The organism is Streptomyces sp. NPDC007945 (assembly GCF_042958885.1).
Lineage (GTDB): Bacteria > Actinomycetota > Actinomycetes > Streptomycetales > Streptomycetaceae > Streptomyces.
Map to the genome: position 1 here is coordinate 711,504 of NZ_JBIBJV010000001.1, position 24,480 is coordinate 735,983.

Below are 24,480 nucleotides of genomic sequence, written 5' to 3' on the forward strand. Positions count from 1 at the left end.
TGACGGCTCCTCAGGCGGCGTAGGGGCGGACGGCCTTGGCGTCGCGCAGGGCGGTCCCCCACCAGGCGAGCTGGTCGAGCATGAGCTTGGCGCCGGCCTCGGGCCCGGCAGGATCCCTGAACCGGCCGTCCTCGTCGAACTGCCCGTGGGCGTTGGGCAGGACGACGCCGTCGCGGACGGTCACGGCGTGCATCTCGGCGTAGACCTGGCGGAGCTGTTCGACGGCCCGGATGCCGCCGGAGATGCCGCCGTAGGAGACGAAGCCGACGGGCTTGGCGCGCCACTGGGTGTAGTGGCGGTCGATGAGGTTCTTGAGGGAGGCGGGGAAGGAGTGGTTGTACTCGGGGGTGAGGACGACGAAGGCGTCGGCGTCCTCCAGGACGGGGGTGACGCGGGCGAGTTCGGCGCGGACGCCAGGGTCGGGGTCGTAGGAGAGGGAGGTGGGGAGGGTGACGTCGGCGAGGTCGAGGACGGTGAGGGTGAAGTCCTCGCGTTCGGCGACGCGGGAGCGGAACCAGTCGGCGATGACGGGGGCGAGGCGGCCTTCGCGGTCGCTGGCGACGACGAGGGCGAGGGTGAGGGGGGAGGCGGTCCGGGCGGCGGTGGTGGTGTTCGTGATGTCCATGCCGAGGATCGTGGTACCTCAAGTTTGGTTGAGGTCAAGCGCGGATGGCCGGGAATCCTCCGGGCTGCCTCCCGTGACTACGGTGGGGCCATGACGACTCCCTCCGTTCCGGCCCCCGCGCACATCGAGATCGACGGGGTCCCGGCCGCCGATCCCGACTCCCTCGCGGCGCTGATGAGCGGCTACGGCCACTTCACCGCGATGCAGGTGCGGGACGGCGGGGTGAAGGGCCTCGGCCTGCACCTCGACCGCCTCGACCGGGCCACCCGCGAGCTCTTCGGCGCGCCGCTGCCCGGGGAGCGGGTGCGGGAGCTCCTCGCGCGGGCCCTCGGGCGGTCGGGGCGGCGGGACGCGTCGGCCCGGGTGTACGTGTACGAGCGGGGGTCCGGCTTCCTGGCGGCGGTCGCCGTCCGGGAGGCCGCGCCCGACGGCCTCGGCGCGCCGCAGCGGCTGACCGCCGTCGACTACCTGCGCCCGGCGGCGCACCTCAAGCACCTGGGCGGCTTCGGGCAGGCGTACCACGGGGACGCGGCGCGGCGGGCCGGCTTCGACGGGGCGCTGCTGACGACACCGGCCGGCGAGGTGGCCGAGGGGGCGGTCGCCAACATCGCCTTCTGGGACGGCACTTCGCTGGTGTGGCCGACGGCGCCGCACCTCACCGGGATCACCATGGCGCTGCTCGCGCCCCGTCTGCCGTCGGTCCACCGCCCGGTCGTGCTCGACGAGTTGGCGGGGTTCCGGGCCGCCTTCACCGCCAACTCCCGGACGATCGCGCCCGTGACGGCGGTCGACGGGGTGACGTACCCGGTGGACGGGCCGCTGATGGCACGGGTCATGGAGGCCTACGCGGAGGTGCCGGACGAGAAGATCGTTTCCGGTGACGGGGACGGTTCCGCCGGTTAGCCTGCGGCCATGGTGTTCAAGAGACTGTTCGGCAGCGGCGGGATCCCGCTGGAGATCGACACGATCGTCCCCGACGAGCCGGTCCGCCCCGGCGGGAGACTGAAGGGCGAGGTCGTGGTCCGCGCCCCCGAGCGCGACCTGAAGATCGAGTCGATACGCATGCGGCTCGTCGCCAACGCGTCCCTCGCGCACAAGGGCGACGGCGACGGCACGGACGACGGCACGACCCTCTGCTACCCCAGCGCCAGCGGCTGGTTCGAGCTGAAGAAGGGCGAGGAGCGGCGCATCCCGTTCTCCGAGCGGCTGAAGTGGGAGACCCCGCCGAACGAGACGCGCGGCGAGCGGCTCGGCGTCTCGATCGGTGTCCGGACCGAGGTCGAGGCGGTCGGCGTCAAGGCGGCGACGGACCTGGACCCGGTGCGGGTGGAGACGCTGCCGCTCCACGAGGCGGTGCTCGACGCCTTCGCGGCCGAGGGGTACGCCTTCGAGAGCTCCCGGGTCTACGAGTCCGCGCTGCCCCGCGTCGAGTACCACCTCTACCTGTGGCAGGGTTTCCGGCTCGCCGACCGGCGGGGCGGGGAGGGCCGGGCGCCGCGGGTGGAGCTGGTCTTCCACACCAACGCCGTCGGCTCCGAGATCTTCCTGCGCCGGTTCCGGGAGGGCGGCGACCGCTACTGGAACAACAAGCCGAAGGCGCTGCGCTTCGTGGCCGCGCACCACGAGGCCGGAAGCCGCGACTTCGACGCCGACGCCCGCGCGTGGCTGGAGGCGCTCGCCCGGCTGAGGAACGACGAGAAGGGCGCGAAGGGCGCGAAGGACGCGAAGGACGACGACTGACGGGTCGGCCGGGGACGGTCGAAGACCCCCTCCGGGGCCCGCTCACCCGTTCGGCACGACACCTCGCCTGACGACTTGCTTCCAGCTCTGACCTGCGGAAACGTCATGATTCCAGTCGACGCGCCGTATCGGACGGAGCAATCCTGACGCGTCATCAGCAGGCGGGGGGAGCGCCGGGGCCGTTTGCTCGGTCGTACGGAAGACCGTACGACCGAACGACCGCGCGTCCCGGAGGACCCCATCATGCGCCCCACTGCCCGCCTGCTCACCGGAACCGCGCTGACGGTGGTCGCGCTCGGCGCGTTCGCCGCGCCGGCCGCGCACGCGAACAACGACGGACCCCAGACGCTGGAGATCTACCCCTCCACCGCCTCGCCCGGCACCACCGTCACCGTGAACACCCTGGCCTGCGGGAAGAACGGCCACGGCGTCGGAGACGCGAACTCGGTCGGCGCCGGGGAGTTCCAGCTCAGCCCGGGCACGCACAAGGAGGTCGTGGTGGGCCAGTTCACGCTGCCCCAGCACGCCAAGCCCGGTACCCACTGGATCGCCGTCGCCTGCGACAACGGCCGGACCGCCCGCGGCGAGCTGACCGTGAAGCACCGCGAGCCCAGCGGTCACGTGAAGACCGGTGTCGGCGGCAGCATCGGCCCCGACACCGCCCAGGTCACGGCGGGCGCGGCGGTGCTGGCCGCGGCTGCCGTCGGCGGTGTGTGGCTCATGCGGCGCCGGGCGAGCGGCGCCCAGGGCCACTGATCACACCGCCACGTCCCGCCCCCGCCCGGCTCCCGCACACGGCCGGCCGGGGGCGGGGCCTTCCCGCTCCCCCTCCGGTCCTTCCCTCTCCGCCCGATCCCGTGTCCCCCGTGTCCCCGTGAGGAACCGACGTGACCAACAGGAGCAAGGGCTGGGGCGTGGCGGTGGCCGCCTGCGTCGGCCTCTGGCTCGTCCAGAACGGCTCGCAGGACGTCACCCCGCCGGTCCCGTCCGCCGCCCAGGCCTTCGCCGCCGGCCCGAGCGTCCACACGGACGCCGCCGCCGACCCGCTCCCTTCGTCCCCGCCGGTGCGGCTGCGCATCCCGGAGACGGACGTGGACGCGCCGATGACCCGGCTCGGGCTCGCCGCGAACGGTTCCCTGGAGGTGCCGCCGGCCGAGGACCGCAACCTCGCCGGCTGGTACGGGGACGGCGTCACCCCCGGCGCCAAGGGCACCGCGATCGTCGCCGGCCACGTGGACAACGCCGGCGGCCCCGCCGTCTTCTACACGCTCGGCGCCCTGAAGAAGGGCCACCGGATCGAGATCGACCGGGAGGACGGGAAGACGGCCGTCTTCACCGTCGACGCCGTCGAGGTGTACGACAACGACGCCTTCCCCGACGAGAAGGTGTACGGCGCCACCGACCGCGCCGAGCTCCGCGTCATCACCTGCGGCGGCGGCTTCTCCGAGAAGGGCGGCGGCTACCAGGGCAACGTCGTCGCCTTCGGGCACCTCATCGGAGTGCGCTGAACCCGGGGCTCACGCCCACTGGTCCCAGCCCAGCTTCGCCGCCATCGACAGGACCACGACCAGCAGCACCCCGCGGACGAACCCCGAGCCCTTGCTGAGCGCCATCCGGGCGCCGACCGTCCCGCCGACCAGGTTGAAGGCCGCCATGAGCGCGGCCAGCTGCCAGTAGACGGTGCCCTGGTAGGCGAACATGGCGAGCGCGCCCGCGTTGGTGCAGACGTTGACGACCTTCGCGGTGGCGGAGGCCGTCACCAGGTCGAGGTGGAGCACGGCGGTCAGCGCGAGCACCAGGAAGGTGCCGGTGCCGGGCCCGAACAGCCCGTCGTAGAAGCCGATCCCGCCGCCGACGAGGACGATCGCGGTGACGACCCGGGCCCGGGCGAGCGGGGCCCGCGCCTCCCCCTCCGGGCGCGCCCCGAAGGCGGGCCTCAGGATGACGAAGGCCGCCACCCCGACCAGCACCACGATGATCAGCGGCCGCAGGACCTCCTCGTCGACGGCGGTCGTGAACAGCGCGCCCGCCGTCGAGCCCGCGATGGCCGCGAGCCCGACCCGTACCGCCGTCCACACCGGCACCTTCGTCCTGCGGGCGTAGGTGATCGCCGCGCCCGTCGTACCGACGATCGCGACCGCCTTGTTGGTGCCGGTGACGTAGGGGTACGTGGCGTTCGGCAACCCGATCAGCAGCGCCGGCAGGAGCAGCAGCCCTCCCCCGCCGACCACGGCGTCGATCCAGCCGGCGACGAGCGCGGCCAGGCACAGCAGGAGGAGGGTGGTGAGGGCGATGTCGGGCATGACCGTGACCCTAGGGACGAGATCGTTGGCCCGTCCATCGATCGTCCGATCGTTGAGCAAGCTCTGAGCCTGGGCGGCCGCGCGCCCTCACAGCCCGCCCGCCGCCCGTCGGAGATCAGCGTTCCGTGCGGGAAACAGCCGGGATGCCACCGGGAAACACCGCGCCCGCACCCTTCCGGACATGAGTACACGGATCGTGGTGGTCGGAGGCGGAACGGCGGGCCTCCGCCTCGCCCAGCGCCTGCCGGTCACCCTCCTCGGCGAGGAGCCGCACGCCCCGTACAACCGGGTGCTGCTCGCCGACGTCCTCGCCGGACGGTACGCCCCCGAGGTCGTCGCCCTGCCCGAGCCGCGCCGGCCGGTGCGCCGCGGGGTGCGGGTGGTGGGGATCGACCGGGCGGCCCGGACGGTGGAGTGCTCCGACGGCGAGCTCGTGCCGTACGACCGGTTGGTGCTCGCCACCGGCTCCAACCCGGTGCTGCCGCCGCTGCGCGGTCTGCGCGGCGCGGAGCTCCCGGAGGGCGTGCACTCCTTCCGCACGCTCGACGACTGCCTGGCGCTGCGGGCCGTCGTCCGGCCCGGGGTGCGCGCGGTCGTCATCGGCGGCGGCCTCCTCGGGGTGTCGGCCGCGCGGGCGCTCGCCGCGCTCGGCGCCGAGGTGGTGCTCACCCAACAGGGCGAGAACCTGATGGAACGGCACCTGGACCCGCACGCCTCCGTGCTGCTGCGGGAGCACCTGGACGGGCTCGGCGTCGAGACGCACACCGAGTGCCGGGTCAGCGGCCTGCGGCAGCGGGACGGGGCGGTGACGGCGGTCGAGCTGGCCGACGGCTTCGTCCTGGACGCGCAGGTCGTCGTCCTGGCCTGCGGGGTGCGCCCCCGGGTGGCGCTGGCCCGTGAGGCGGGGCTCGACGTCCGGAGCGGCGTCGTCGTCGACGACGAGCTGCGGACCTCGGACCCGTACATCCACGCGATCGGGGACTGCGCCGAGCACGACGGCCGGGTCTACGGCCTGGCCGGCCCGGCGCTCGAACAGGCCGACGTCCTCGCCGACGTGCTGTCCGGCACCACCGGGCCGCGCTACACCGGCACCCGGGCCCTCACGCGGCTCACCCTCGGCGGTGCGCAGCCACTGGACCTCGCCGCCTTCGGCGAGGCCACCCCGCGGCCGGGGGACGACGTCGTCCAGCTGGCCGACGCGACCAAGGGCGCCTACCGCAAGGTCGTCGTCCGCGACAACCGGCTCGTCGGGGGCGTCCTCCTCGGCGATCTGGCCGCGGTCGGCGCGCTCGCCCGCGCCTGGGAGGGCGACGAGGCCCTCCCGGAGGCCCCCCTGCTTCACCTGCTCACCCACGACGGAGGCTCCTCATGACCACCCCCACCATCGTCCTGGTCGGCCACGGAATGGTCGGCCAGCGGTTCCTGGAGGCGCTCGCCGACCGGGGCGTCACCGAGCGGGCCCGGATCGTGGTCCTCTGCGAGGAGCCCCGCCCGGCGTACGACCGCGTCCAGCTGACCTCGTACTTCTCCGGGAAGACGCCCGACGACCTGTCGATGGTCGAGGACGGCTTCATGGAGCGGCACGGCATCGAGCTGTACACCGACGAGCCCGTCGTGGCCATCGACCGCGCGGCGCGCACGGTCACCGCCCGGTCGGGGCGGACCGTCGCCTACGACCACCTGGTGCTCGCCACCGGCTCGTACCCCTTCGTCCCGCCGGTGCCCGGCAAGGACGCCACCGGCTGCTTCGTGTACCGGACGATCGAGGACCTCCTCGCCATCGAGGAGTACGCGAAGACGGCGACGACGGGCGCCGTGGTCGGCGGCGGCCTGCTGGGGCTGGAGGCGGCCGGGGCGCTGAAGGGCCTCGGGCTCGACACCCACATCGTGGAGTTCGCGCCGCGCCTGATGCCGGTCCAGGTCGACGAGGGCGGCGGCGCGGCGCTGCTGCGGACGATCGAGCAGATGGGGCTGACCGTGCACACCGGCACGGGCACCCAGGAGGTCGTGACCGCCGACGGGTCCGTGACCGGCATGAGGCTGTCGGACGGCGCCGAACTCGCGGTCGACATGGTGGTGTTCTCGGCGGGCGTGCGCCCCCGGGACCAGCTGGCGCGCGAGTGCGGGCTCGACGTGGGCGAGCGCGGCGGCATCGCGGTCGACGCGCACTGCCGCACCTCCGACCCCGCGGTCTTCGCGATCGGCGAGTGCGCGCTCGCCGCGGACGGGCGGGTCTACGGCCTGGTCGCGCCGGGGTACGAGATGGCGCAGACGGTGGCCGGGGTGCTCGCCGAGGAGGAGCCCGGTGACGGCTTCACCGGCGCCGACCTGTCGACGAAGCTGAAGCTGCTCGGCGTGGACGTCGCCTCCTTCGGCGACGCGCACGGCACCACCGAGGGCTGCCTCGACGTCGTGTACGCGGACTCCCGCTCCGGCGTCTACAAGAAGCTGGTGGTGGACGGCGAGGGCCGGCTCCTCGGCGGCGTCCTCGTCGGCGACGCAGAGTCGTACGGCCTGCTGCGTCCGCTGACCGGCACCAGGCCGCCGGTCTCCCCCGAGCAGCTGGTGCTCCCGGCGGGCGCCGGGGCGCCGGTGGCGCTCGGCCCGTCGGCGCTGCCGGACGACGCCGTCATCTGCTCCTGCCACAACGTGACCAAGCACGCCATCAGCCAGTGCGCCTCGCTGTCCGAGGTGAAGAAGTGCACCAAGGCCGGCACGGGCTGCGGCAGTTGCGTGAAGGTCATCGAGAAGCTGCTGCCGAAGGCGGCGGACAAGGGCCTCTGCGGCTGCTTCCCGTACACCCGCAGCGAGCTCTACGAGATCGCCCGCACCCTGCGCGTGACGTCCTTCGCCGCGCTGCTCGACTCGCACGGCCGGGACGGCGCGAAGGGCGGCGAGGGCTGCGAGGTCTGCAAGCCGACCGTCGGCTCGATCCTGGCCTCGCTGGCGCCGGCCATCGGCCTGGGCGGCTACATCCTCGACGGCGAGCAGGCCGCGCTCCAGGACACCAACGACCACCACCTCGCCAACCTCCAGCGCAACGGCTCCTACTCGGTGGTCCCCCGCATCCCCGGCGGCGAGATCACCCCCGAGAAGCTGATCGTGATCGGCGAGGTGGCCCGCGACTACGGCCTCTACACGAAGATCACCGGCGGTCAGCGGATCGACCTCTTCGGCGCCCGCGTCGACCAGCTCCCGGCGATCTGGACCCGCCTGGTGGACGCCGGCTTCGAGTCCGGGCACGCCTACGGCAAGGCGCTGCGCACCGTGAAGTCCTGCGTGGGGCAGACCTGGTGCCGCTACGGCGTCCAGGACTCGGTGAAGATGGCGATCCAGCTGGAGCTGCGCTACAGGGGCCTGCGCGCCCCGCACAAGCTGAAGTCGGCGGTCTCCGGCTGCGCCCGCGAGTGCGCCGAGGCGCAGTCGAAGGACTTCGGCGTGATCGCCACGGCGAACGGCTGGAACCTGTACGTCGGCGGCAACGGCGGCGCGACCCCGCGCCACGCCGACCTGCTCGCCCAGGACCTGTCGGACGCCGAACTGATCCGGCTCATCGACCGGTTCCTGATGTTCTACATCCGGACGGCGGACCGCCTGGAGCGGACGTCGGTGTGGCTGGAGCGCCTGGAGGGCGGCCTCGACCACCTCCGCGACGTGATCGTGAAGGACTCGCTGGGCCTCTGCGACGAGCTGGAGGCCCTGATGGCCGCGCACGTCGCCGACTACCAGGACGAGTGGGCACAGACCCTGGACGACCCGGAGCGACTGCGGCGCTTCGTCTCCTTCGTGAACGCGCCGGAGACCCCCGACCCGACGGTCCGGTTCGTGCCGGAGCGCGACCAGATCAAGCCGGACCTCACGATCCTGACCATCGGCACCCTGGAAGGAGCCTCCCGATGACCACGGCGACCCTCGAACTCTCCCCGGCCCCCGACTCCTGGATGGCGGTCTGCGAGGAGGCCCGGCTGACCCCGGGCCGCGGCCTGGCGGCGCTGCTGCCCGACGGCCGGCAGGCGGCGGTCTTCCGGGACCGGGCGGGGCGGGCGTACGCGATCGACAACCGCGATCCGTTCACCGGGGCGCAGGTGCTGTCCCGGGGGCTGCTCGGGACGGCGGACGGGCGGCCGTTCGTGGCCTCGCCGCTGCTGAAGCAGCGCTTCGATCTGGAGACGGGTCGGTGCCTGGACGACGACGAGGTGGCGGTGGCGGTCTACCCGGTCCGGCTCACCTGACAAGCCCCTCTCCCGGGGGAACTTGACCGGTCGTTCCGGAAAGTCGTACGGTCCTCGCGTGGCCAGGACCAAGGAATTCGATCCCGAGGCCGCGCTCCAGGCGGCGCTCGACCTGTTCTGGGCGCGCGGCTACGAGGCGACGTCGATGGCGGACCTCGTGGAGCACCTCGGGATCGGCCGGGCCAGCCTCTACGCGACCTTCGGCAGCAAGCACGAGCTGTACCTGAGGGCGATGGACCGCTATCTGGAGACCCGCGACCCCGGGCTCGTCGAGGAGCTGTCCGCGCCGGGCCCGGCACTACCGGCCGTGCGGGCGCTCGTCCGCCGCTTCGCCGCCGAGGCGACGGCGGAGGAACTGCGCCTGACCGGGTGTTTCGTCACCAACTCGGCGGCGGAGCTGGCCCCGCGCGATCCGGCGGTGGCCCGCCGGGTCGAGCTCAGCTGGGAGCAGATCGAGACCCTGCTGTACGCGGCGCTCACCCGGGCCCGCGCGCAGGGGGAACTGCCGGAGGGCCGCGATCCGCGCACCCTCTCCCGGATGCTCCTGGTCCTGCTCCAGGGCATCCGGGTGGTCGGCAAGGCGTCGACGGACCCGGCCAGGGTCCGGGACGCGGCGGAGGAGGCCCTGCGGCTGCTCGACTGAGCGGTCGGAGAAACGGGCGGCGCCCTTGCGGGGGCGCCTTTTTCGGGGCTCATTCTGGAATGTACGGTCAAGTACAGATGCAGGGGGACGGCATGACGACGTACGAGGGCACCGCGGCACCGGTCACGCCCACAGGGGACGGCCGAGCCGCCCGCCGGGGGTTCGCCCTGCTCGGGACCGTGCAGGCGACGCTCATCTTCACGCTCGCCTCGCTCGCCGTGCCGCTCCCCCGGATCGCCGCCGAATTCGGCCTGGACCAAGGGAGCCTGATCCTCCTCAGCGCCGCCTACGGCCTGACCTTCGCCGGGCTCCTGCTGCTCGGCGGGCGGCTCGCGGACCGGTACGGCGCCCGCCGGGCGCTCACCGCCGGACTCCTCCTCTTCGCCGCCGCCTCCGCGCTCGCCCCGCTCGCCACCGGATACGCCGCCCTGCTCGGCGCCCGCTTCGCACAGGGCGCCGGAGCCGCGCTCGTCGCCCCGGCCGCGATGGGCGCCCTGCGCGCCCTGTACCCCGAACCCGCCGCCTACGGACGGGCGATGGGCACCTGGGGCGGCCTCTCCGTGCTCGGCGCCACCGCCGGGAACCTCCTCTCCGGCGCCCTCACCGCGGCCGCCTCCTGGCGCGCCTCCTTCGTCGCGCCGGTCGCCGTCGCGCTCGCCGCCCTGCTCCTCGCGCCCCGGCTGCTGCCCGCCACCCCGCCCGGCGCGGACCGCGCCCTCGACCTGCGGGGCGCCCTGCTCGCCACCGCCGGGATCGTGCTCGCCAGCACCGGCCTGGTGCTGACCGACGCCCACCCGTGGGGCTCCGCGCCCGTCCTCGTACCGCTGCTCGGCGGACTCGTCCTGCTCGCCGGCTTCGCCCGCGCCGAGCGCCGGGCCGCCGACCCGCTGCTCCCGCCGGACTTCCTGCGCGACCGGCGGCGGCTCCTCGGGCTCGCCGCGATCGCGCTCACCGCCGCCGGCACCGCCACCGTCTTCGTCCTGCTCTCGCTCGACCTCCAGCGGCAGCGCGGCTACTCGGCCGCGCTCACCTCGGCCGCCTTCGTGCCCTTCGCCGCCGCGCTGCTCGGCGCCGGCCGGCTCGCGGGGCCGCTGCTCGGCCGGTACGGACCCGGTCGGGTCACCGCCGCCGGACTCGGCACGGCGGGCGCCGGGCTCGCGCTGCTCGCGACCGGCGCCGAACTCCCGTACGCCTACGGGCTGCTGCCCGGCCTGCTCCTGCTGCCCGCCGGCGGGGCGCTCTCCTTCGCGGGCGCCGCCGTCCTCGCCACCGAACGGGTCCCGGCCGAGCGAGCCGGGCTCGCCGGCGGCGTCCTCAACACCGCGATGGAGCTCGGGCCGACCGTGCTCTTCGCGGCCCTGCTCACCCTCGGCGGCTCCGCCGCGCCGCTGGCCGCGGCGGCGGCGCTCTTCGCCGCCCTCGCCCTCCTCACCCTCCGTCTCGCCAAGTGATCACCGATTCCAGGGGAGTTCCCATGTCCGTCTCCGCCCGCTTCACCGGCCGCTCCGTCCTCGTCACCGGCGCCGGCTCCGGCCTCGGCCGGGAGATCGCCCGCGCCTTCGCCGCCGAGGGCGCGAAGGTGGTGGCCGCCGGGCGCACCGCCGCGGCCCTCGACGCGACCGTGGCCCTCATCGAGGCCGAGGGCGGCACCGCCACCGCCGTCACCGCCGACGTCACGGACCCCGGGTCCTCCCGCGCACTGGTGCGGAGCACGGTCGAGGCGTACGGCGGGCTCGACGTCGCCGTCAACAACGCCGGGATCTTCCGGGGCGGCCACAGCGCCGCCGACTTCCCCCTCGACGACTGGCAGGCCCTGCTCGACACCAACGTCACCGGGGTCCTGAACGCCCTCCAGGCCGAGGTGGCCCACATGCGGGCGCACGGCGGCGGCGCGATCGTGAACATCTCGTCCAACCTGGGCGCGCACGTCCGGATCCCGGGCGTCTTCGGCTACCAGGTCTCCAAGGCGGCCGTCTCGGCGCTCACCCGCGCCGCGGCCCGCGACCACATCGCCGACGGGGTGCGGATCAACGCGGTCAGCCCCGGCGCCGCGGAGTCCACGATGTCGCTGCTGCCCGGCGAGACGGAGGCCGAGCGCGAGGTCCGGATGAAGGAGCAGTCGCCGCTCGGCAGGATCTCCTCCGCCGCCGAGGTCGCGGCGGCCGTCCTCTACCTCGCGTCGGACGCGGCGGGCTCCGTCGTCGGCACGGACCTGGTGGTCGACGGCGGCGTCTCCGCCTGAGCCCCCGGGACGTCCGCTCAGCCCTGCGCGGCGGCCGGGTCCATCCAGAAGACCTCCCAGTGGTGGCCGTCCGGGTCGGCGAAGGAACGGCCGTACATGAAGCCCATGTCCATGGCCTCCTTCGCCGGGCGGCCGCCCACCTCCAGGGCCCGGTCGGCCAGTTCGTCGGCCTTCTCCCGGCTCTCGGCGTTCAGGGTCAGCAGCACCTGGGTGGTGGCGGAGGCGTCGGCGATCGCCTTGCCCGGGGCGGTGAAGCCGGCGAACTTCTCCTCGGTGAGGAGCATGACGAAGATGGTGTCGCTGATCACCACGCAGGCGGCGGTCTCGTCGCTGAACCGCGGGTTGATCGCGTAGCCGAGCTTCTCGTAGAAGGCCTTGCTGACGTCGAGGTCCTTCACGGGCAGGTTCACGAAGATCATCTGCGGGGCCATGTTCTGCTCTCTCCTCCGTGGTGCGGTTCCGGCGCGCGGTCCCGTCCTGCGGTCCCGTCGTGCGCGGTGCTGTCAGGAGTGGAGACGGGCCGGGCGGCCGGGACTCATCGCTCCCCGGAGAAGTCTTTGCGCTCAGGCGGCCGAGCGCAGGGTGAGCGCGGCCAGCGGGACGAAACCGCCGGTCCCGCCGGAGGCCGCCTCGGCCTCCGCGCCGGGGCCGCCGAGCCGCCTCAGCATCGAGACGGCGATCCGCTCCCCCGTCGCCTTGGCGCGGTCCGCGAGCGGCCCCCGGTGGAGCCCGTCGACGGTGGCGTGCCAGAGCTGCACCCAGCGCCCGAAGTGGGCGGGGGTGAGGGGGCGGGCGGAGTGCAGCGCCGCGTGCGGGGCGAAGGCGTCCCGCGCGTACGCGGCCGTACGGAACAGGGCCCGCTCCCAGAAGTCGGCGATGCGCGGGAGGTGCGCCTCCAGGTCGGTGCCGGCGACCTCGGTGAAGAAGGGCCCGATGAGGGGATCGGCGAAGGCGGCCTCGTAGAAACGGCGCAGCAGCGCGTCGAGGTCGTCGCGGCCGCCGATGTCGGGGAGCTCCCGGATGTCGCGCATGCGTCCAGTCTGCCCGTCCCGGCCCCGCTTCCCCAGTGCCGAAGGTCCCGCCCACCGCCCGCGCCCCCCCCTGAACCCCTCCGCCGCCGGAGCCCCACCGCCCGAGCCCCCTCCGGGCCCGGACGACCTTGGCGCGAATCCGGCGCTTTCCCCTCCCGTCGACTCCCCCGCCCCGCACGCGCCCCTTCCGCGTCACCGGTTGTTGATGCACAGTCAATTCCGCCCTCCTAGATTCCCCTCGCGCGACCCCGCCGCTGACGTGCGGCGGGCGGTCACCACACCCCTGGAGAGAAGACGTGGAGCGACGCAGTTTCCTGCGCGGAGCGGTCATCGGCACGTCGGCGGCGGCCTTCGGCGGCACCCTGATGGCGGGCGCCGCCTACGCCGCCCCCGCCCAGCCCGGCGCCGGCCCCTACGGCGCCCTCGGCGCGGCGGACGCGAACGGCATCATGCTGCCGGCCGGGTTCACCAGCCGGGTCGTCGCCCGCTCGGGACAGACCGTCCCCGGCACCTCGTACACCTGGCACAACGCCCCCGACGGCGGCGCCTGCTACGCCGACGGCACCGGCTGGATCTACGTCTCCAACTCGGAGATCAACCCGAGCGGCGGCGCGAGCGCCGTGAAGTTCGACTCGGCCGGCACGATCACCGGCGCCTACCGCATCCTGTCGAACACCCGGCAGAACTGCGCGGGCGGCAAGACCCCGTGGAACACCTGGCTCTCCTGCGAGGAGGTCAGCCTCGGCTACGTCTACGAGACCGACCCGTACGGCGTGAACGCGGCCGTCCGCCGGGACGCCATGGGCCGCTTCAAGCACGAGGCCGCCGCCGCCGACCCGGTCCGCAAGGTCGTCTACCTGACCGAGGACGAGACGGACGGCTGCTTCTACCGGTTCGTCCCGAACACCTGGGGGAACCTCTCCTCCGGCACCCTCCAGGTCCTCAAGGCCGGCACGGCCACCTCCGGCTCCTTCACCTGGCAGAACGTGCCGGACCCGGACGGCTCCCCGACCACCACCCGCACCCAGGTCTCCGGCGCGAAGAAGTTCAGCGGCGGCGAGGGCTGCCACTACGCCAACGACACCGTCTGGTTCACCACCAAGGGCGACAACCGCCTCTGGCAGCTGAACCTCCTGAACAACACCTACGAACTCGCCTACGACGACTCGCTGGTCCCGAACGGCGCCGCCCCGCTCACCGGCGTCGACAACGTCACCGGCTCCTCCTCCGGCGACCTGTTCATCGCCGAGGACGGCGGCAACATGGAGATCTGCCTGATCACCCCGGACGACACGGTCGCGCCGTTCCTGCGGATCACCGGCCAGTCCGGCTCCGAGATCTGCGGCCCCGCCTTCTCGCCCGACGGTCGGCGGCTGTACTTCTCCAGCCAGCGCGGCACCACCGGCAGCTCCTCGGGCGGCATCACCTACGAGGTGACCGGCCCGTTCCGCGCGTAACAGCGCTCGTCCCGACGCCGCTGGGCCTCGCCTCCTCCCAGGAGCGCGGCGCCCAGCGGCGTCAGCGTGTGCAGCACCGCGTTCCCGTGCCGCAGGGTCGCGATCAGCCCGGCCTCCCGCAGCACGCCCGTGTGCTGGCTGGCCGAGGCCAGCGAGACCCCGGCCCTGCGGGCCAGCTCGCTGGTCGTCCCGCCGTCCCCGATGGCCTGGAGGACCTCCGCGCGGGTCTGCCCCACCAGCTTCGCCAGCGAGGAGACGCGCGGCGGCCGGACCGTCGGCGCCTCCCCATGGGTCACCGGGTAGACCAGCACCGGCGGCAGCGCGGGGTCCCGCAGCATCACCGGCGTGCCCCGGCAGAAGTACGAGGGCTGGAGGAGCAGCCCCCGCCCGTTCAGGTGCACGTCCCGGTCGACCGGGTACGTCGCCTCCAGGACCGGCGCCCGCCAGCTCAGCATCGGCGGCAGCGAGCCGAGGAGCTCCTCCGCGCCGCCGTCCAGGACGGCCCTGCCCCGGCGCGCCCGGTCCGCCTCCACCCGGGCCCGGATGTGCGCCCAGTACGGCTCCACGGCCGCCCGGTGGTAGCTGCGCAGCGCCCCCAGGAGCCGGTCGAAGGGCTCCGTGCCGCCGTCGGCGAGGGCCCGCAAGGAGTGCGGCACGGTGCGGCCGCCCGAGCGGTCGGCGGCCAGCAGGGAGAGCTCCGAGCGGAGCCGGCCGGGAGGCGTCCCGCGGACCGCCCCGAGGCCGTCGTCGAGGCCGTGGAGGCCCTCCGCCGGGGTGAGGAAGTCGGGGAAATAACCCCGGCTCGGAACGAGGGCGGCGAGCAGTCGGGTCTCCCCGCCGAGCCGCGCCCTGGTTTCCGTGCGCCATCCGCCGAACACCACCGGGCCGCGCCGGTCCCTTAAACGGTGAAAGCTGAGAATCGTTTCCCACAGGACGTCAGGACGGGCGGCGATCCGCACCCCCGCCAGATCGTCCGCAGTGAAATGAATACGAAGCATGAAGTCCCCACCTGTGCACTCGCAACCACCCCGCGATCGAGTATGCACTCCATCACAGCACGTTACCAGGGTGTTTCAGCCACAGATGAAAAGCATCGCGGCGAACACAGCACAACGGAAATGCTGTGCGGGTCGGGCAGGAAACCTTCAGGACCGAGGTGACGTGGTGAAGACCGTGGGGGGCTTTGCCCGTCCGGCGGCGGTCGGCGAGGGTTGCGGCTCACCTGCCCGACACAGTGAAAAGGGAGCGGCCCCCGGGTGGGGATCCGGGGGCCGCGACCGAAACGCCCGCAAACACAGACGTTCAATTTCCAATAATTCAATGCGGGCGTAATTACGCATGAATCTGACGTGAAAACGACGGGACGGACACCTCCGCACAAGGTGTCCGTCCCGTTTTTTCGGTTCCGGGGCCGCCGTCCGCCGGTGAGGGTTCGGAAGGGATGGCCGACGGCGGCCCCGGGGGCTCGGGGGGCCTGCGGGCCCCTCGCGGGGTCAGCGGCTGTCGCTGCCCTTCGCCTCGGCGGCCGCGCGGCCGGCCTCCAGGCGCGCCACCGGGATCCGGAACGGCGAGCAGGAGACGTAGTCGAGGCCGACCTCGTGGAAGAAGTGCACCGACTCCGGGTCGCCGCCGTGCTCGCCGCAGACGCCGAGCTTGATGTCGGGGCGGGTGGCCCGGCCGGCCTGGACCGCGGAGCGCACCAGGGCGCCGACGCCGTCCTTGTCGATGGTCTCGAAGGGGCTGACGCCGAAGATGCCCTTCTCCAGGTACGCGGTGAAGAAGCTGGCCTCCACGTCGTCGCGGGAGAAGCCCCAGACCGTCTGGGTGAGGTCGTTGGTGCCGAAGGAGAAGAACTCGGCGGCCTCGGCGATCTGGCCGGCGGTGACGGCCGCCCGGGGCAGCTCGATCATGGTGCCGAGCGCCAGCTTCAGCTCCACGCCGGTCTCCGCCACGACCTCGGCGATGACCCTCTCGGCGTCCTCGCGGACGATCTCCAGCTCCTGGACGGTGCCGACGAGCGGGATCATGATCTCGACGCGCGGGTCGCCCTTGGCGTCGATCCGCTGGGCCGCCGCCTCGGCGATCGCCCGCACCTGCATGGTGAACAGACCGGGGATGACCAGGCCGAGGCGGACGCCGCGCAGACCCAGCATCGGGTTCTGCTCGTGCAGCCGGTGCACGGCCTGGAGCAGGCGCAGCTCGTTCTCGTGCGGCTCCTTGCGGGACTCGGCGAGGGCGACGCGCACCGACAGCTCGGTGATGTCGGGCAGGAACTCGTGGAGCGGCGGGTCGAGCAGGCGGACCGTGACCGGCAGCCCGTCCATCGCCTCGAAGAGCTCGACGAAGTCGGACTTCTGGAGCGGCAGCAGGGCCTTGAGGGCGTCGTCGCGCTCGGCGTCGGTGTCGGCCAGGATCAGGCGCTCGACGTACTGGCGGCGCTCGCCGAGGAACATGTGCTCGGTGCGGCACAGGCCGATGCCCTGGGCGCCGAAGCGGCGGGCGCGGGAGGCGTCCTCGGCGTTGTCGGCGTTGGCGCGGACGCGCAGCCGGCGGACGCGGTCGGCGTAGGCCATGATCCGGTGGACGGCCTGGACCAGCTCGTCGGCGTCGTCGGCGCCGGCGTGCATGCGGCCCTCGAAGTACTCGACCACCGGGGACGGTACGACGGGTACCTCGCCGAGGTAGACCTTGCCGGTGGAGCCGTCGATGGAGACGACGTCGCCCTCCTCGATGACCGCGCCGGAGGCGGTGGTCATGCGGCGGCGCTTGGTGTCGACCTCCAGCTCCTCGGCGCCGCAGACACAGGTCTTGCCCATGCCGCGGGCGACGACGGCGGCGTGCGAGGTCTTGCCGCCGCGGGAGGTCAGGATGCCCTCGGCGGCGATCATGCCGTCCAGGTCGTCCGGGTTGGTCTCGCGGCGGATCAGGATGACCTTCTCGCCGGAGCGGGACCACTTGACGGCCGTGTACGAGTCGAAGACGGCCTTGCCGACCGCGGCGCCCGGGGAGGCGGCGATGCCGCGGCCGATCTGCTCCACCTTGGCGTGCTCGTCGAACTTCGGGAACATCAGCTGGGCGAGCTGGGCGCCGGTGACGCGCTGGAGCGCCTCGGCCTCGTCGATGAGGCCCTGGTCCACGAGCTGGGTCGCGATGCGGAAGGCGGCACCGGCGGTGCGCTTGCCGACGCGGGTCTGGAGCATCCAGAGCTGGCCGCGCTCGATGGTGAACTCGATGTCGCAGAGATCCTTGTAGTGGGTCTCCAGGGTCTCCATGATCTGCATGAGCTGGTCGTACGACTTCTTGTCGATCGACTCCAGCTCCGCGAGCGGCACGGTGTTCCGGATGCCGGCGACGACGTCCTCGCCCTGCGCGTTCTGCAGGTAGTCGCCGTAGACGCCCTGGTGGCCGGAGGCGGGGTCGCGGGTGAAGGCGACGCCGGTGCCGGAGTCCGGGCCGAGGTTGCCGAAGACCATGGAGCAGACGTTGACGGCGGTGCCGAGGTCGCCGGGGATGCGCTCCTGGCGGCGGTACAGCTTCGCGCGGTCGGTGTTCCACGAGTTGAAGACGGCCTCGATGGCGAGGTCCATCTGCTCGCGCGGGTCCTGCGGGAAGTCGCGGCCGGTCTCGGCCTTCACGATCTCCTTGAACTGCTCGACGACCTTCTTCAGGTCGGCGGCGTCCAGGTCGGTGTCGCTGGCGACCTTCTTCGCGGCCTTGACCTCGTCGAGGGCGTCCTCGAAGAGCTCGCCGTCGACGCCGAGGACGGTCTTGCCGAACATCTGGATGAGGCGGCGGTACGAGTCCCACGCGAAGCGCTCGTTGTCGGCCTGGCGGGCGAGGCCGGTGACGGACTCGTCGGAGAGGCCGATGTTGAGGACCGTGTCCATCATGCCCGGCATGGAGAACTTGGCGCCCGAGCGGACCGAGACCAGCAGCGGGTCGTCGGCCTGGCCGAGCTTCTTGCCCATCTTCCGCTCGAGGGCGTCGAGGTGGGCCGTGACCTCGTCGCGCAGGGCGACGGGCTCCGAGCCGGACTCGAGGTAGACCTTGCACGCCTCGGTGGTGATCGTGAAGCCGGGGGGCACCGGGAGACCGAGGTTGGTCATCTCGGCGAGGTTGGCCCCCTTGCCACCGAGCAGGTCCTTCAGGTCCCTGTTGCCCTCGGTGAAGTCGTACACGAACTTCTGATCATTGTTTTCCGACACGGGTCCCGACTCCTCGACGACTCGGTTGGCTGCCCTGACGGCGAGGAACATACCCAGATCGAAGGCTTCTGGGGAGGTACGCCTACCGGTCACACGGCCGTAACCACCCGTCCGCCCCCACTTCGAAAGTTACCCAGGCGAAGCTTCCGCATTCACGCCCCGAAGCCCGCTTGACCCGATCCGGGGACAACACGCTCAGATGAGCGGCTTCAGTGCGCACTTGCGTTCAACTCTTGAACATAAAAGGGGTGGCACCCAGTGCCACCCCTTCAAGGCGTACACCCCTCGGTGGTTCGCTCATCTGAGCAGTACCCCCCTCAAGGGTGGCGAGGATCACTCGCCCGGTCGCCCGGAAATCTCAGCCCCCGGACGTGTCGAGCTCCGCGTCCTCGCTCACCCCGGCGCAGTCGTAGGGGTCCTTCAACCAGCCGTCCGGCAGGACGACCCGGTTGTTTCCGGACGTACGACCCCGGGGGCCGTCCGCCCCGGCCGGCCACGGCTGGTCCAGGTCCAGCTCGCTCAATTGAGCGCGCAGCTCGTCCAGGGACGAGGTGATCGCGAGGCGCTTGCGCATCTCGGAGCCGACCGAGAAGCCCTTGAGGTACCAGGCCACGTGCTTGCGGAAGTCGATGACTCCGCGCGACTCGTCGCCGATCCACTCCCCGAGCAGCGTCGCGTGGCGCACCATCACGTCCGCGACCTCCCGCAGCCCCGGCGTCCGGTACCCCCCGGTGCCCTCCAGACCCGCCACCAGGTCCGCGAAGAGCCAGGGCCGGCCGAGGCAGCCTCGGCCCACGACCACGCCGTCGCAGCCGGTCTCGCGCATCATCCGCACCGCGTCGTCCGCCGACCAGATGTCGCCGTTGCCGAGGACCGGGATCTCCGGCACGTGCTCCTTGAGTCGTGCGATGGCGTCCCAGTCGGCCGTGCCGCCGTAGTGCTGCGCCGCCGTCCGCCCGTGCAGGGCGATGGCCGTCACGCCCTCCTCGACCGCGATCCGGCCCGCGTCGAGGTAGGTGATGTGGTCGTCGTCGATGCCCTTGCGCATCTTCATGGTGACCGGCAGGTCACCGGCGTTCGTCACGGCCTCGTGCAGGATCGCGCGCAGCAGCGGGCGCTTGTACGGCAGCGCGGAGCCGCCGCCCTTGCGGGTCACCTTGGGCACCGGGCAGCCGAAGTTCAGGTCGATGTGGTCGGCGAGGTCCTCGTCGACGATCATCCGCACCGCCTTGCCGACGGTGACCGGATCCACTCCGTACAGCTGGATGGACCGGGGCTTCTCGGTCTCGTCGAAGCGGATGAGCTGCATCGTCTTCTCGTTGCGCTCCACCAGCGCCCGCGTCGTGATCATCTCGCTCACGAAGAGGCCCTTGCCGCCGGAGAACTCGCGGCAGAGGGTGCGGAAGGGGGCGTTGGTGATGCCGGCCATGGGCGCGAGCACCACCGGGGGCTGCACGAGGTGCGGGCCGATGGAGAGAGGGGAGAACGCGGTCATGGCCCCATTGTCCCGTACCGCCGGGAACGGCCGTCGGGCGTACGCCGCCACCCCCTCCGCCCCGGCCCTCCCCGGCCGTCCCTCCCGCGCCTCAGGCGGCGGCCCGCGCGGCCCGCTCCTCCCGGTCCTCCCGCGACACGAGCTCCAGGAGCCGGGCGCAGCCGGCCCGGGTCTCCTCGTCCAGCGGCACGTACGTGACGAGGACGGGGCCGGGGCCGGGCTGGAGCCACAGGTTGGTGTGCTCGAAGCTCAGCGGCCCGACGAGCGCGTTCCTGACGACCTTGGTCATGCTCCCGGAGGAGACGACGTCGTGCCGGGCCCAGACCTCGCGGAACTCGGGCGAGGCCGCTTCGAGCCGCTGGACCAGCCGCTTCCAGGCGGGTTCGACCAGGCAGCCGGCCATCCGGGCGCGCAGCGTGCCGGCGAGCCGGGCGATCAGGTCGGGGTCGGTGACGGCGGCCCGGAACTCCGGGTCGGTGCAGGCGAGCCAGAGCGTGTTGCGGTCCTCGGGAGGCAGCGCGTCGAGGTCGCGGAAGAGCCGCCCGAAGACGCGGTTGTGGGCGAGGATGTCGAAGCGGCTGTTCTGGACGGCGGCGGGCACGGGCTCCAGCTGGTCGAGCATCGCCCGCACGGCGGGCGTGACGGCCGGGCTGGGCAGGCCGGGCCGGGGGTCGGGCTGTCCGGCGAGGGCGAAGAGGTGGGCGCGCTCGGTCGGGTCGAGGAGGAGGGCCCCGGCGAGGGCGTCGAGGACCTGCGGGGAGACCTGGATGTCCCGGGCCTGCTCGATCCACGTGTACCAGGTGACGCCGACGGCGGAGAGCTGGGCGACCTCCTCGCGGCGCAGGCCGGGGGTGCGGCGCCGGCGGCCCCGGACCAGGCCGACCTCTTCGGGGGTGACGCGCTCGCGCCGGCTGCGCAGGAAGGCGGCCAGTTCCCGCCGCCGGGCCTCGGGACCGGTCGTCACGACGATGCTCATGATCCCAGCCTGCCCGCCCGCGGAGTCCGGTGCCAGGCAGTCCCGGTACCAGGATGAGAAGACTCTGGTACCAGGCAGGCGGGGCGCCGAAGGTCGAGACGTGACCACGACGACCCACCCCTCCCGCACCCGTCCCCCCGTCCCCGTCCCGGGCGCCCCGGCGCCGGCCCTCGGCTCCCTGGGGCTGTCCACCGTCCTCCTGGGGGCCGCGCTGCCCCTGGTCGACTTCTTCATCGTCAACGTCGCGCTGCCGTCCATCGGCGGCGACCTCGGCGCGGACGAGTCGCTCCTCGAACTGGTCGTGGCCGGATACGGCCTGGCGTACGCGGTCCTGCTGGTTCTCGGCGGCCGGCTCGGCGACCTCTTCGGCCGACGGCGGCTCTTCCTCGCGGGCCTGGTGGCCTTCGGCGCGACGTCCCTGCTCTGCGGGCTCGCCCCGACTGCCTGGGCGCTGGTCGCGGCCCGGGTGGCACAGGGTGCCACGGCTGCGCTGCTGCTCCCGCAGGTGCTCGCCACCCTTCACTCCTCGACGACAGGCGCCCGCCGGGCCCGGGCGATCGGCCTGTACGGGGCGACCACCGGGCTCGCGTTCGTCACCGGCCAGATCCTGGGCGGGCTGCTGGTCGCCGCGGACGTGGCGGGGCTCGGCTGGCGGGCGGTCTTCCTGGTGAACGTGCCGGCGGTGCTGCTCGTCCTGCCGCTGGCGCTCCGCACGGTCCCGGAGACCCGGGCGGCGGCCCCGGCGCCCCTGGACGTCCGGGGCACGGTCCTGCTGGCCCTGACCCTGGTGTCGCTGCTCGCCCCGCTGACGGAGGGCAGGGCGGCGGGATGGCCGCTGTGGACGTGGGGCGCGCTCGCCGCCTTCCCGCTGCTCGCGGCGGCGTTCTGGCGCACGGAGCGGCGCGCGGAGCTCCGGGGCGGCACGCCGCTGGTCCCGCCGTCCCTCCTCCGCCTGACCCCGCTCCGCCGGGGCCTCGTCCTCGTCCTGCCCCTCTCGGGCGGCTTCGGCGGCTTCATCCTGGTGATCGCGATCGCCCTCCAGCAGGGCCTGGAGCTGGGGCCGGTCGCCTCGGGCGCGGCCCTCGCGCCGATGGCGCTCGCCTTCTTCGCCGCCTCGCTCGCGGGGCCCCGTCTGGTGGCCCGCTGGGGCACCCGGGTCGTCCCGGCGGGCGCCCTGCTCCAGGCGGCCGGCCTCGGCACGATGGCCTGGACTGCCTGGTCCTCCTGGCCGGACGTCACCCCGTGGACGCTGGCCCCGGGCATGGCGGTGGCGGGCCTCGGCCAGGGGCTCCAGCTGCCGGTCCTGTTCCGGGTGGTCCTCGCCGAGGTCCCGGCGGACCGGGCGGGCGTGGGGAGCGGGGTCATGGTCACGACCCAGCAGGCGGCGCTCGCGCTGGGCGTGGCGACGCTGGGGTCGCTCTTCCTGACGCTGGCGGCGACGGTCCCGATGGGCACGGCCCTGGCGGCGACCCTCCTCGTCCAGCTGGCGCTGGCCCTCTTCACCGCCGCGTACGCGCTCCGTCTGCCGAGGACGACGGCCTGAGCGGACACGACGGAGGGCCCGGGCCGCTGGCGTGCGGCCCGGGCCCTCCGGTGCGGTCTGCTACTCGGCGGCGCCGTCCTGGTTGCGCTCGCGCATCTTCTGGAGGAGGTCCTGCTTCTTCTCCTCCGCGGAGCGGAGGTCGGCGGCGCGGCCCTGCCGGGCGCCGTTCTGTTCGGCGCGGGACAGCTTCTTGCGCTGTCCGCCGACGCCGAGGAGGTTGTTACGGCCCTTGGCCATGGGGTGCTCCCCTTCGGTGAGGTGTGCGGTGGTCGTCGGTCCGCCGGGGCGGCGCCGCTCTCACTCGTAGATCGGGAGATGTGCGTGCATGCCCGCACGGTAGCGGTGCGGGCGGGCCCGGCGCACCCGGTTTTCCGTTCCCGGACGCGGGGGAGCCCCCGGTCCGGGTCCGGACCGGGGGCTCCTCCGCGGGTGACGCGGCCGTCCGGTTCAGCAGCCGATGAGGCGGGTGGCGAGGTAGCCCTGGATCTGGTCCAGGGAGACGCGCTCCTGCTTCATGGTGTCGCGCTCGCGCACGGTCACCGCGTTGTCCTCGAGGGTGTCGAAGTCGACGGTGATGCAGTACGGGGTGCCGATCTCGTCCTGGCGGCGGTAGCGGCGGCCGATGGCGCCGGCGTCGTCGAAGTCGATGTTCCAGTTCTGCCGCAGGTCCGCCGCGAGGCCCTTGGCCTTCGGGGAGAGCTGCGCGTTGCGGGAGAGCGGCAGGACCGCGGCCTTGACCGGGGCCAGGCGGTGGTCGAAGCGCATGACGACGCGCTTCTCCATGACGCCCTTGGCGTTGGGGGCCTCGTCCTCGGTGTACGCGTCGAGGAGGAAGGCGAGCATGGTGCGGCCGACACCGGCGGCGGGCTCGATGACGTACGGCGTGTAGCGCTCGCCGGACTCCTGGTCCAGGTACGTCAGGTTGGCGCCGGACGCCTTGGAGTGGGCGGTCAGGTCGTAGTCGGTGCGGTTGGCGACGCCCTCCAGCTCGCCCCACTCGCTGCCGCCGAAGGAGAAGCGGTACTCGATGTCGGCGGTGCGCTTCGAGTAGTGGGAGAGCTTCTCCTGCGGGTGCTCGAACCAGCGCATGTTCTCCTCGCGCAGGCCGAGGTCGGTGTACCAGTTCCAGCGCTGCTGCATCCAGTACTCCTGCCACTGCTCGTCCTCGCCCGGCTTGACGAAGAACTCCATCTCCATCTGCTCGAACTCGCGGGTCCGGAAGATGAAGTTGCCCGGAGTGATCTCGTTCCGGAAGGACTTGCCCATCTGCGCGATGCCGAACGGGGGCTTCTTCCGCGCGGTCGTCTGCACCTGGGCGAAGTTGGTGAAGATGCCCTGGGCGGTCTCGGGACGCAGGTAGGCGATGGAGCCGGAGTCCTGGGTCGGGCCGAGGTGGGTGGAGAGCAGGCCGGAGAAGTTCTTCGGCTCGGTGAAGGTGCCCTTGTTGCCGCAGTGGGGGCAGTTGAGGTCGGCGAGGCCGTTCTCGGGGAGACGGCCGTGCTTCTCCTCGTACGCCTCCTCCAGGTGGTCGGCGCGGAAGCGCTTGTGGCAGGAGGTGCACTCGGTGAGCGGGTCGGTGAAGGTCGCGACGTGACCGGAGGCCTCCCAGACCTCGGTCGCCAGGATGACCGACGAGTCGATGCCGACGACGTCCTCGCGCGAGGTGACCATGTAACGCCACCACTGGCGCTTGATGTTCTCCTTGAGCTCGACGCCCAGGTGTCCGTAGTCCCAGGCGGCGCGCTGACCGCCGTAGATCTCACTGCAGGGGAAAACGAAGCCACGGCGCTTGCTCAGGCTGACGATGGTGTCGATCTTGTCGGCGGCCACGGTGCTCTCTTCATTACGACGACGAAGTGCGAATGCCACAGGTTACCGGCGCCCATGGGCCCGGTATCAAATCGGTATGCCGGTCGCTCCGGGGTGGCCGGGACCACACCCCTGAACCGCCCCGGGCAATTGACAACCGTTTCCAATTTTGTTGAAAA

22 protein-coding genes are annotated in these 24,480 nt (G+C 72.8%); 12 read left to right on the forward strand and 10 right to left on the reverse strand.

The window, feature by feature from the left end:
- Nucleotides 1-10: 10 nt before the first annotated feature.
- A complete protein-coding gene (locus ACFZCF_RS03320; RefSeq protein WP_388440617.1) occupies nucleotides 11-625 on the reverse strand; it encodes an NADPH-dependent FMN reductase in 615 nt (204 codons plus the stop codon).
- Between the two features lie 90 nt (nucleotides 626-715).
- Between ACFZCF_RS03320 and ACFZCF_RS03325 the strand changes: the two genes are divergently transcribed.
- The 4 genes from ACFZCF_RS03325 to ACFZCF_RS03340 all read left to right on the forward strand — a co-directional run bounded on the left by ACFZCF_RS03325 (nucleotide 716) and on the right by ACFZCF_RS03340 (nucleotide 3,873).
- The gene (locus ACFZCF_RS03325) at nucleotides 716-1,528 is read left to right on the forward strand and encodes an aminotransferase class IV (RefSeq protein WP_391284295.1); all 813 of its coding nucleotides are present in this window, start codon (nucleotides 716-718) and stop codon (nucleotides 1,526-1,528) included.
- 9 nt (nucleotides 1,529-1,537) lie between these two features.
- Nucleotides 1,538-2,365 (forward strand): sporulation protein, encoded by an 828-nt coding sequence (locus ACFZCF_RS03330; RefSeq protein WP_391284297.1) that lies wholly within the window; start codon nucleotides 1,538-1,540, stop codon nucleotides 2,363-2,365.
- Nucleotides 2,366-2,608: 243 nt separating this feature from the next.
- Complete coding sequence (locus tag ACFZCF_RS03335) at nucleotides 2,609-3,121, forward strand: hypothetical protein (RefSeq protein ID WP_388440627.1); 513 nt, start codon at nucleotides 2,609-2,611, stop codon at nucleotides 3,119-3,121.
- 131 nt (nucleotides 3,122-3,252) lie between these two features.
- Nucleotides 3,253-3,873 (forward strand): class F sortase, encoded by a 621-nt coding sequence (locus tag ACFZCF_RS03340; protein ID WP_388440629.1) that lies wholly within the window; start codon nucleotides 3,253-3,255, stop codon nucleotides 3,871-3,873.
- Nucleotides 3,874-3,882: 9 nt separating this feature from the next.
- Here ACFZCF_RS03340 and ACFZCF_RS03345 read toward each other — a convergent pair whose 3' ends face one another.
- Nucleotides 3,883-4,668, reverse strand: coding sequence for a TSUP family transporter (locus ACFZCF_RS03345; RefSeq protein WP_391284300.1), 786 nt, complete (start codon nucleotides 4,666-4,668; stop codon nucleotides 3,883-3,885).
- 181 nt (nucleotides 4,669-4,849) lie between these two features.
- Between ACFZCF_RS03345 and ACFZCF_RS03350 the strand changes: the two genes are divergently transcribed.
- The 6 genes from ACFZCF_RS03350 to ACFZCF_RS03375 all read left to right on the forward strand — a co-directional run bounded on the left by ACFZCF_RS03350 (nucleotide 4,850) and on the right by ACFZCF_RS03375 (nucleotide 11,785).
- Nucleotides 4,850-6,040, forward strand: a complete 1,191-nt coding sequence (locus ACFZCF_RS03350; RefSeq protein ID WP_391284302.1) for an FAD-dependent oxidoreductase — start codon at nucleotides 4,850-4,852, stop codon at nucleotides 6,038-6,040.
- A complete protein-coding gene (nirB, locus tag ACFZCF_RS03355; protein WP_388440638.1) occupies nucleotides 6,037-8,568 on the forward strand; it encodes a nitrite reductase large subunit NirB in 2,532 nt (843 codons plus the stop codon). Before ACFZCF_RS03350 ends, nirB begins: the two co-directional genes overlap by 4 nt.
- Nucleotides 8,565-8,900 (forward strand): nitrite reductase small subunit NirD, encoded by a 336-nt coding sequence (gene nirD / locus ACFZCF_RS03360; RefSeq protein WP_388440641.1) that lies wholly within the window; start codon nucleotides 8,565-8,567, stop codon nucleotides 8,898-8,900. The genes nirB and nirD overlap by 4 nt, the downstream gene beginning before the upstream one ends.
- Before the next feature lie 58 nt (nucleotides 8,901-8,958).
- Entirely contained in the window at nucleotides 8,959-9,543 is a 585-nt protein-coding gene (locus tag ACFZCF_RS03365) for a TetR family transcriptional regulator (RefSeq protein WP_391284305.1), read from the forward strand.
- 92 nt (nucleotides 9,544-9,635) lie between these two features.
- Nucleotides 9,636-10,994: an MFS transporter gene (locus ACFZCF_RS03370; RefSeq protein WP_391284307.1), complete on the forward strand. Its 1,359-nt coding sequence runs from the start codon at nucleotides 9,636-9,638 to the stop codon at nucleotides 10,992-10,994.
- Between the two features lie 23 nt (nucleotides 10,995-11,017).
- Complete coding sequence (locus ACFZCF_RS03375; protein WP_391284309.1) at nucleotides 11,018-11,785, forward strand: SDR family oxidoreductase; 768 nt, start codon at nucleotides 11,018-11,020, stop codon at nucleotides 11,783-11,785.
- Nucleotides 11,786-11,802: 17 nt separating this feature from the next.
- Here ACFZCF_RS03375 and ACFZCF_RS03380 read toward each other — a convergent pair whose 3' ends face one another.
- On the reverse strand, nucleotides 11,803-12,216 hold the full coding sequence (locus tag ACFZCF_RS03380; protein ID WP_388440653.1) for a VOC family protein: 414 nt from the start codon (nucleotides 12,214-12,216) through the stop codon (nucleotides 11,803-11,805).
- 132 nt (nucleotides 12,217-12,348) lie between these two features.
- The gene (locus ACFZCF_RS03385) at nucleotides 12,349-12,816 is read right to left on the reverse strand and encodes a group III truncated hemoglobin (protein WP_388440656.1); all 468 of its coding nucleotides are present in this window, start codon (nucleotides 12,814-12,816) and stop codon (nucleotides 12,349-12,351) included.
- Between the two features lie 296 nt (nucleotides 12,817-13,112).
- Here ACFZCF_RS03385 and ACFZCF_RS03390 point away from each other — a divergent pair, with 296 nt between their 5' ends.
- Nucleotides 13,113-14,273, forward strand: a complete 1,161-nt coding sequence (locus tag ACFZCF_RS03390; RefSeq protein WP_388440659.1) for a PhoX family protein — start codon at nucleotides 13,113-13,115, stop codon at nucleotides 14,271-14,273.
- Here the strand turns inward: ACFZCF_RS03390 and ACFZCF_RS03395 are convergent.
- From ACFZCF_RS03395 to ACFZCF_RS03410, 4 genes are all read right to left on the reverse strand, one after another.
- Nucleotides 14,243-15,271: an ArsR/SmtB family transcription factor gene (locus ACFZCF_RS03395; protein WP_388440662.1), complete on the reverse strand. Its 1,029-nt coding sequence runs from the start codon at nucleotides 15,269-15,271 to the stop codon at nucleotides 14,243-14,245. The two genes, ACFZCF_RS03390 and ACFZCF_RS03395, sit on opposite strands and share 31 nt — an antisense overlap.
- 495 nt (nucleotides 15,272-15,766) lie before the next feature.
- Nucleotides 15,767-18,478 (reverse strand): pyruvate, phosphate dikinase, encoded by a 2,712-nt coding sequence (ppdK, locus tag ACFZCF_RS03400; protein ID WP_388440665.1) that lies wholly within the window; start codon nucleotides 18,476-18,478, stop codon nucleotides 15,767-15,769.
- 358 nt (nucleotides 18,479-18,836) lie between these two features.
- Nucleotides 18,837-19,973 (reverse strand): tRNA dihydrouridine synthase DusB, encoded by a 1,137-nt coding sequence (gene dusB, locus ACFZCF_RS03405; protein ID WP_388440668.1) that lies wholly within the window; start codon nucleotides 19,971-19,973, stop codon nucleotides 18,837-18,839.
- 91 nt (nucleotides 19,974-20,064) lie between these two features.
- Entirely contained in the window at nucleotides 20,065-20,949 is an 885-nt protein-coding gene (locus ACFZCF_RS03410; protein ID WP_391284314.1) for a helix-turn-helix domain-containing protein, read from the reverse strand.
- A 100-nt stretch (nucleotides 20,950-21,049) separates the two neighbouring features.
- Between ACFZCF_RS03410 and ACFZCF_RS03415 the strand changes: the two genes are divergently transcribed.
- Nucleotides 21,050-22,492 carry an MFS transporter gene (locus tag ACFZCF_RS03415; protein ID WP_388440674.1) on the forward strand — a complete coding sequence of 481 codons (1,443 nt, stop codon included), beginning with the start codon at nucleotides 21,050-21,052 and terminating at the stop codon, nucleotides 22,490-22,492.
- Nucleotides 22,493-22,552: 60 nt separating this feature from the next.
- On the opposite strand, the gene ACFZCF_RS03420 is transcribed toward ACFZCF_RS03415, so the two are convergent.
- Nucleotides 22,553-22,729, reverse strand: coding sequence for a DUF6243 family protein (locus tag ACFZCF_RS03420; protein WP_388440677.1), 177 nt, complete (start codon nucleotides 22,727-22,729; stop codon nucleotides 22,553-22,555).
- A gap of 210 nt (nucleotides 22,730-22,939) precedes the next feature.
- Nucleotides 22,940-24,322, reverse strand: coding sequence for a glycine--tRNA ligase (locus tag ACFZCF_RS03425; RefSeq protein ID WP_388440680.1), 1,383 nt, complete (start codon nucleotides 24,320-24,322; stop codon nucleotides 22,940-22,942).
- Between the last annotated feature and the right edge of the window lie 158 nt (nucleotides 24,323-24,480).

Excerpts from the sequence above, each read along its gene's own strand:
- ACFZCF_RS03320 (WP_388440617.1), bottom strand. The coding sequence starts at position 625 with ATGGACATCACGAACACCACCACCGCCGCCCGGACCGCCTCCCCCCTC.
- ACFZCF_RS03325 (WP_391284295.1), top strand. The coding sequence starts at position 716 with ATGACGACTCCCTCCGTTCCGGCCCCCGCGCACATCGAGATCGACGGG.
- ACFZCF_RS03330 (WP_391284297.1), top strand. The coding sequence starts at position 1,538 with ATGGTGTTCAAGAGACTGTTCGGCAGCGGCGGGATCCCGCTGGAGATC.
- ACFZCF_RS03335 (WP_388440627.1), top strand. The coding sequence starts at position 2,609 with ATGCGCCCCACTGCCCGCCTGCTCACCGGAACCGCGCTGACGGTGGTC.
- ACFZCF_RS03345 (WP_391284300.1), bottom strand. The coding sequence starts at position 4,668 with ATGCCCGACATCGCCCTCACCACCCTCCTCCTGCTGTGCCTGGCCGCG.
- ACFZCF_RS03350 (WP_391284302.1), top strand. The coding sequence starts at position 4,850 with ATGAGTACACGGATCGTGGTGGTCGGAGGCGGAACGGCGGGCCTCCGC.
- nirB (WP_388440638.1), top strand. The coding sequence starts at position 6,037 with ATGACCACCCCCACCATCGTCCTGGTCGGCCACGGAATGGTCGGCCAG.
- nirD (WP_388440641.1), top strand. The coding sequence starts at position 8,565 with ATGACCACGGCGACCCTCGAACTCTCCCCGGCCCCCGACTCCTGGATG.
- ACFZCF_RS03370 (WP_391284307.1), top strand. The coding sequence starts at position 9,636 with ATGACGACGTACGAGGGCACCGCGGCACCGGTCACGCCCACAGGGGAC.
- ACFZCF_RS03375 (WP_391284309.1), top strand. The coding sequence starts at position 11,018 with ATGTCCGTCTCCGCCCGCTTCACCGGCCGCTCCGTCCTCGTCACCGGC.
- ACFZCF_RS03380 (WP_388440653.1), bottom strand. The coding sequence starts at position 12,216 with ATGGCCCCGCAGATGATCTTCGTGAACCTGCCCGTGAAGGACCTCGAC.
- ACFZCF_RS03385 (WP_388440656.1), bottom strand. The coding sequence starts at position 12,816 with ATGCGCGACATCCGGGAGCTCCCCGACATCGGCGGCCGCGACGACCTC.
- ACFZCF_RS03395 (WP_388440662.1), bottom strand. The coding sequence starts at position 15,271 with ATGCTTCGTATTCATTTCACTGCGGACGATCTGGCGGGGGTGCGGATC.
- dusB (WP_388440668.1), bottom strand. The coding sequence starts at position 19,973 with ATGACCGCGTTCTCCCCTCTCTCCATCGGCCCGCACCTCGTGCAGCCC.
- ACFZCF_RS03410 (WP_391284314.1), bottom strand. The coding sequence starts at position 20,949 with ATGAGCATCGTCGTGACGACCGGTCCCGAGGCCCGGCGGCGGGAACTG.
- ACFZCF_RS03420 (WP_388440677.1), bottom strand. The coding sequence starts at position 22,729 with ATGGCCAAGGGCCGTAACAACCTCCTCGGCGTCGGCGGACAGCGCAAG.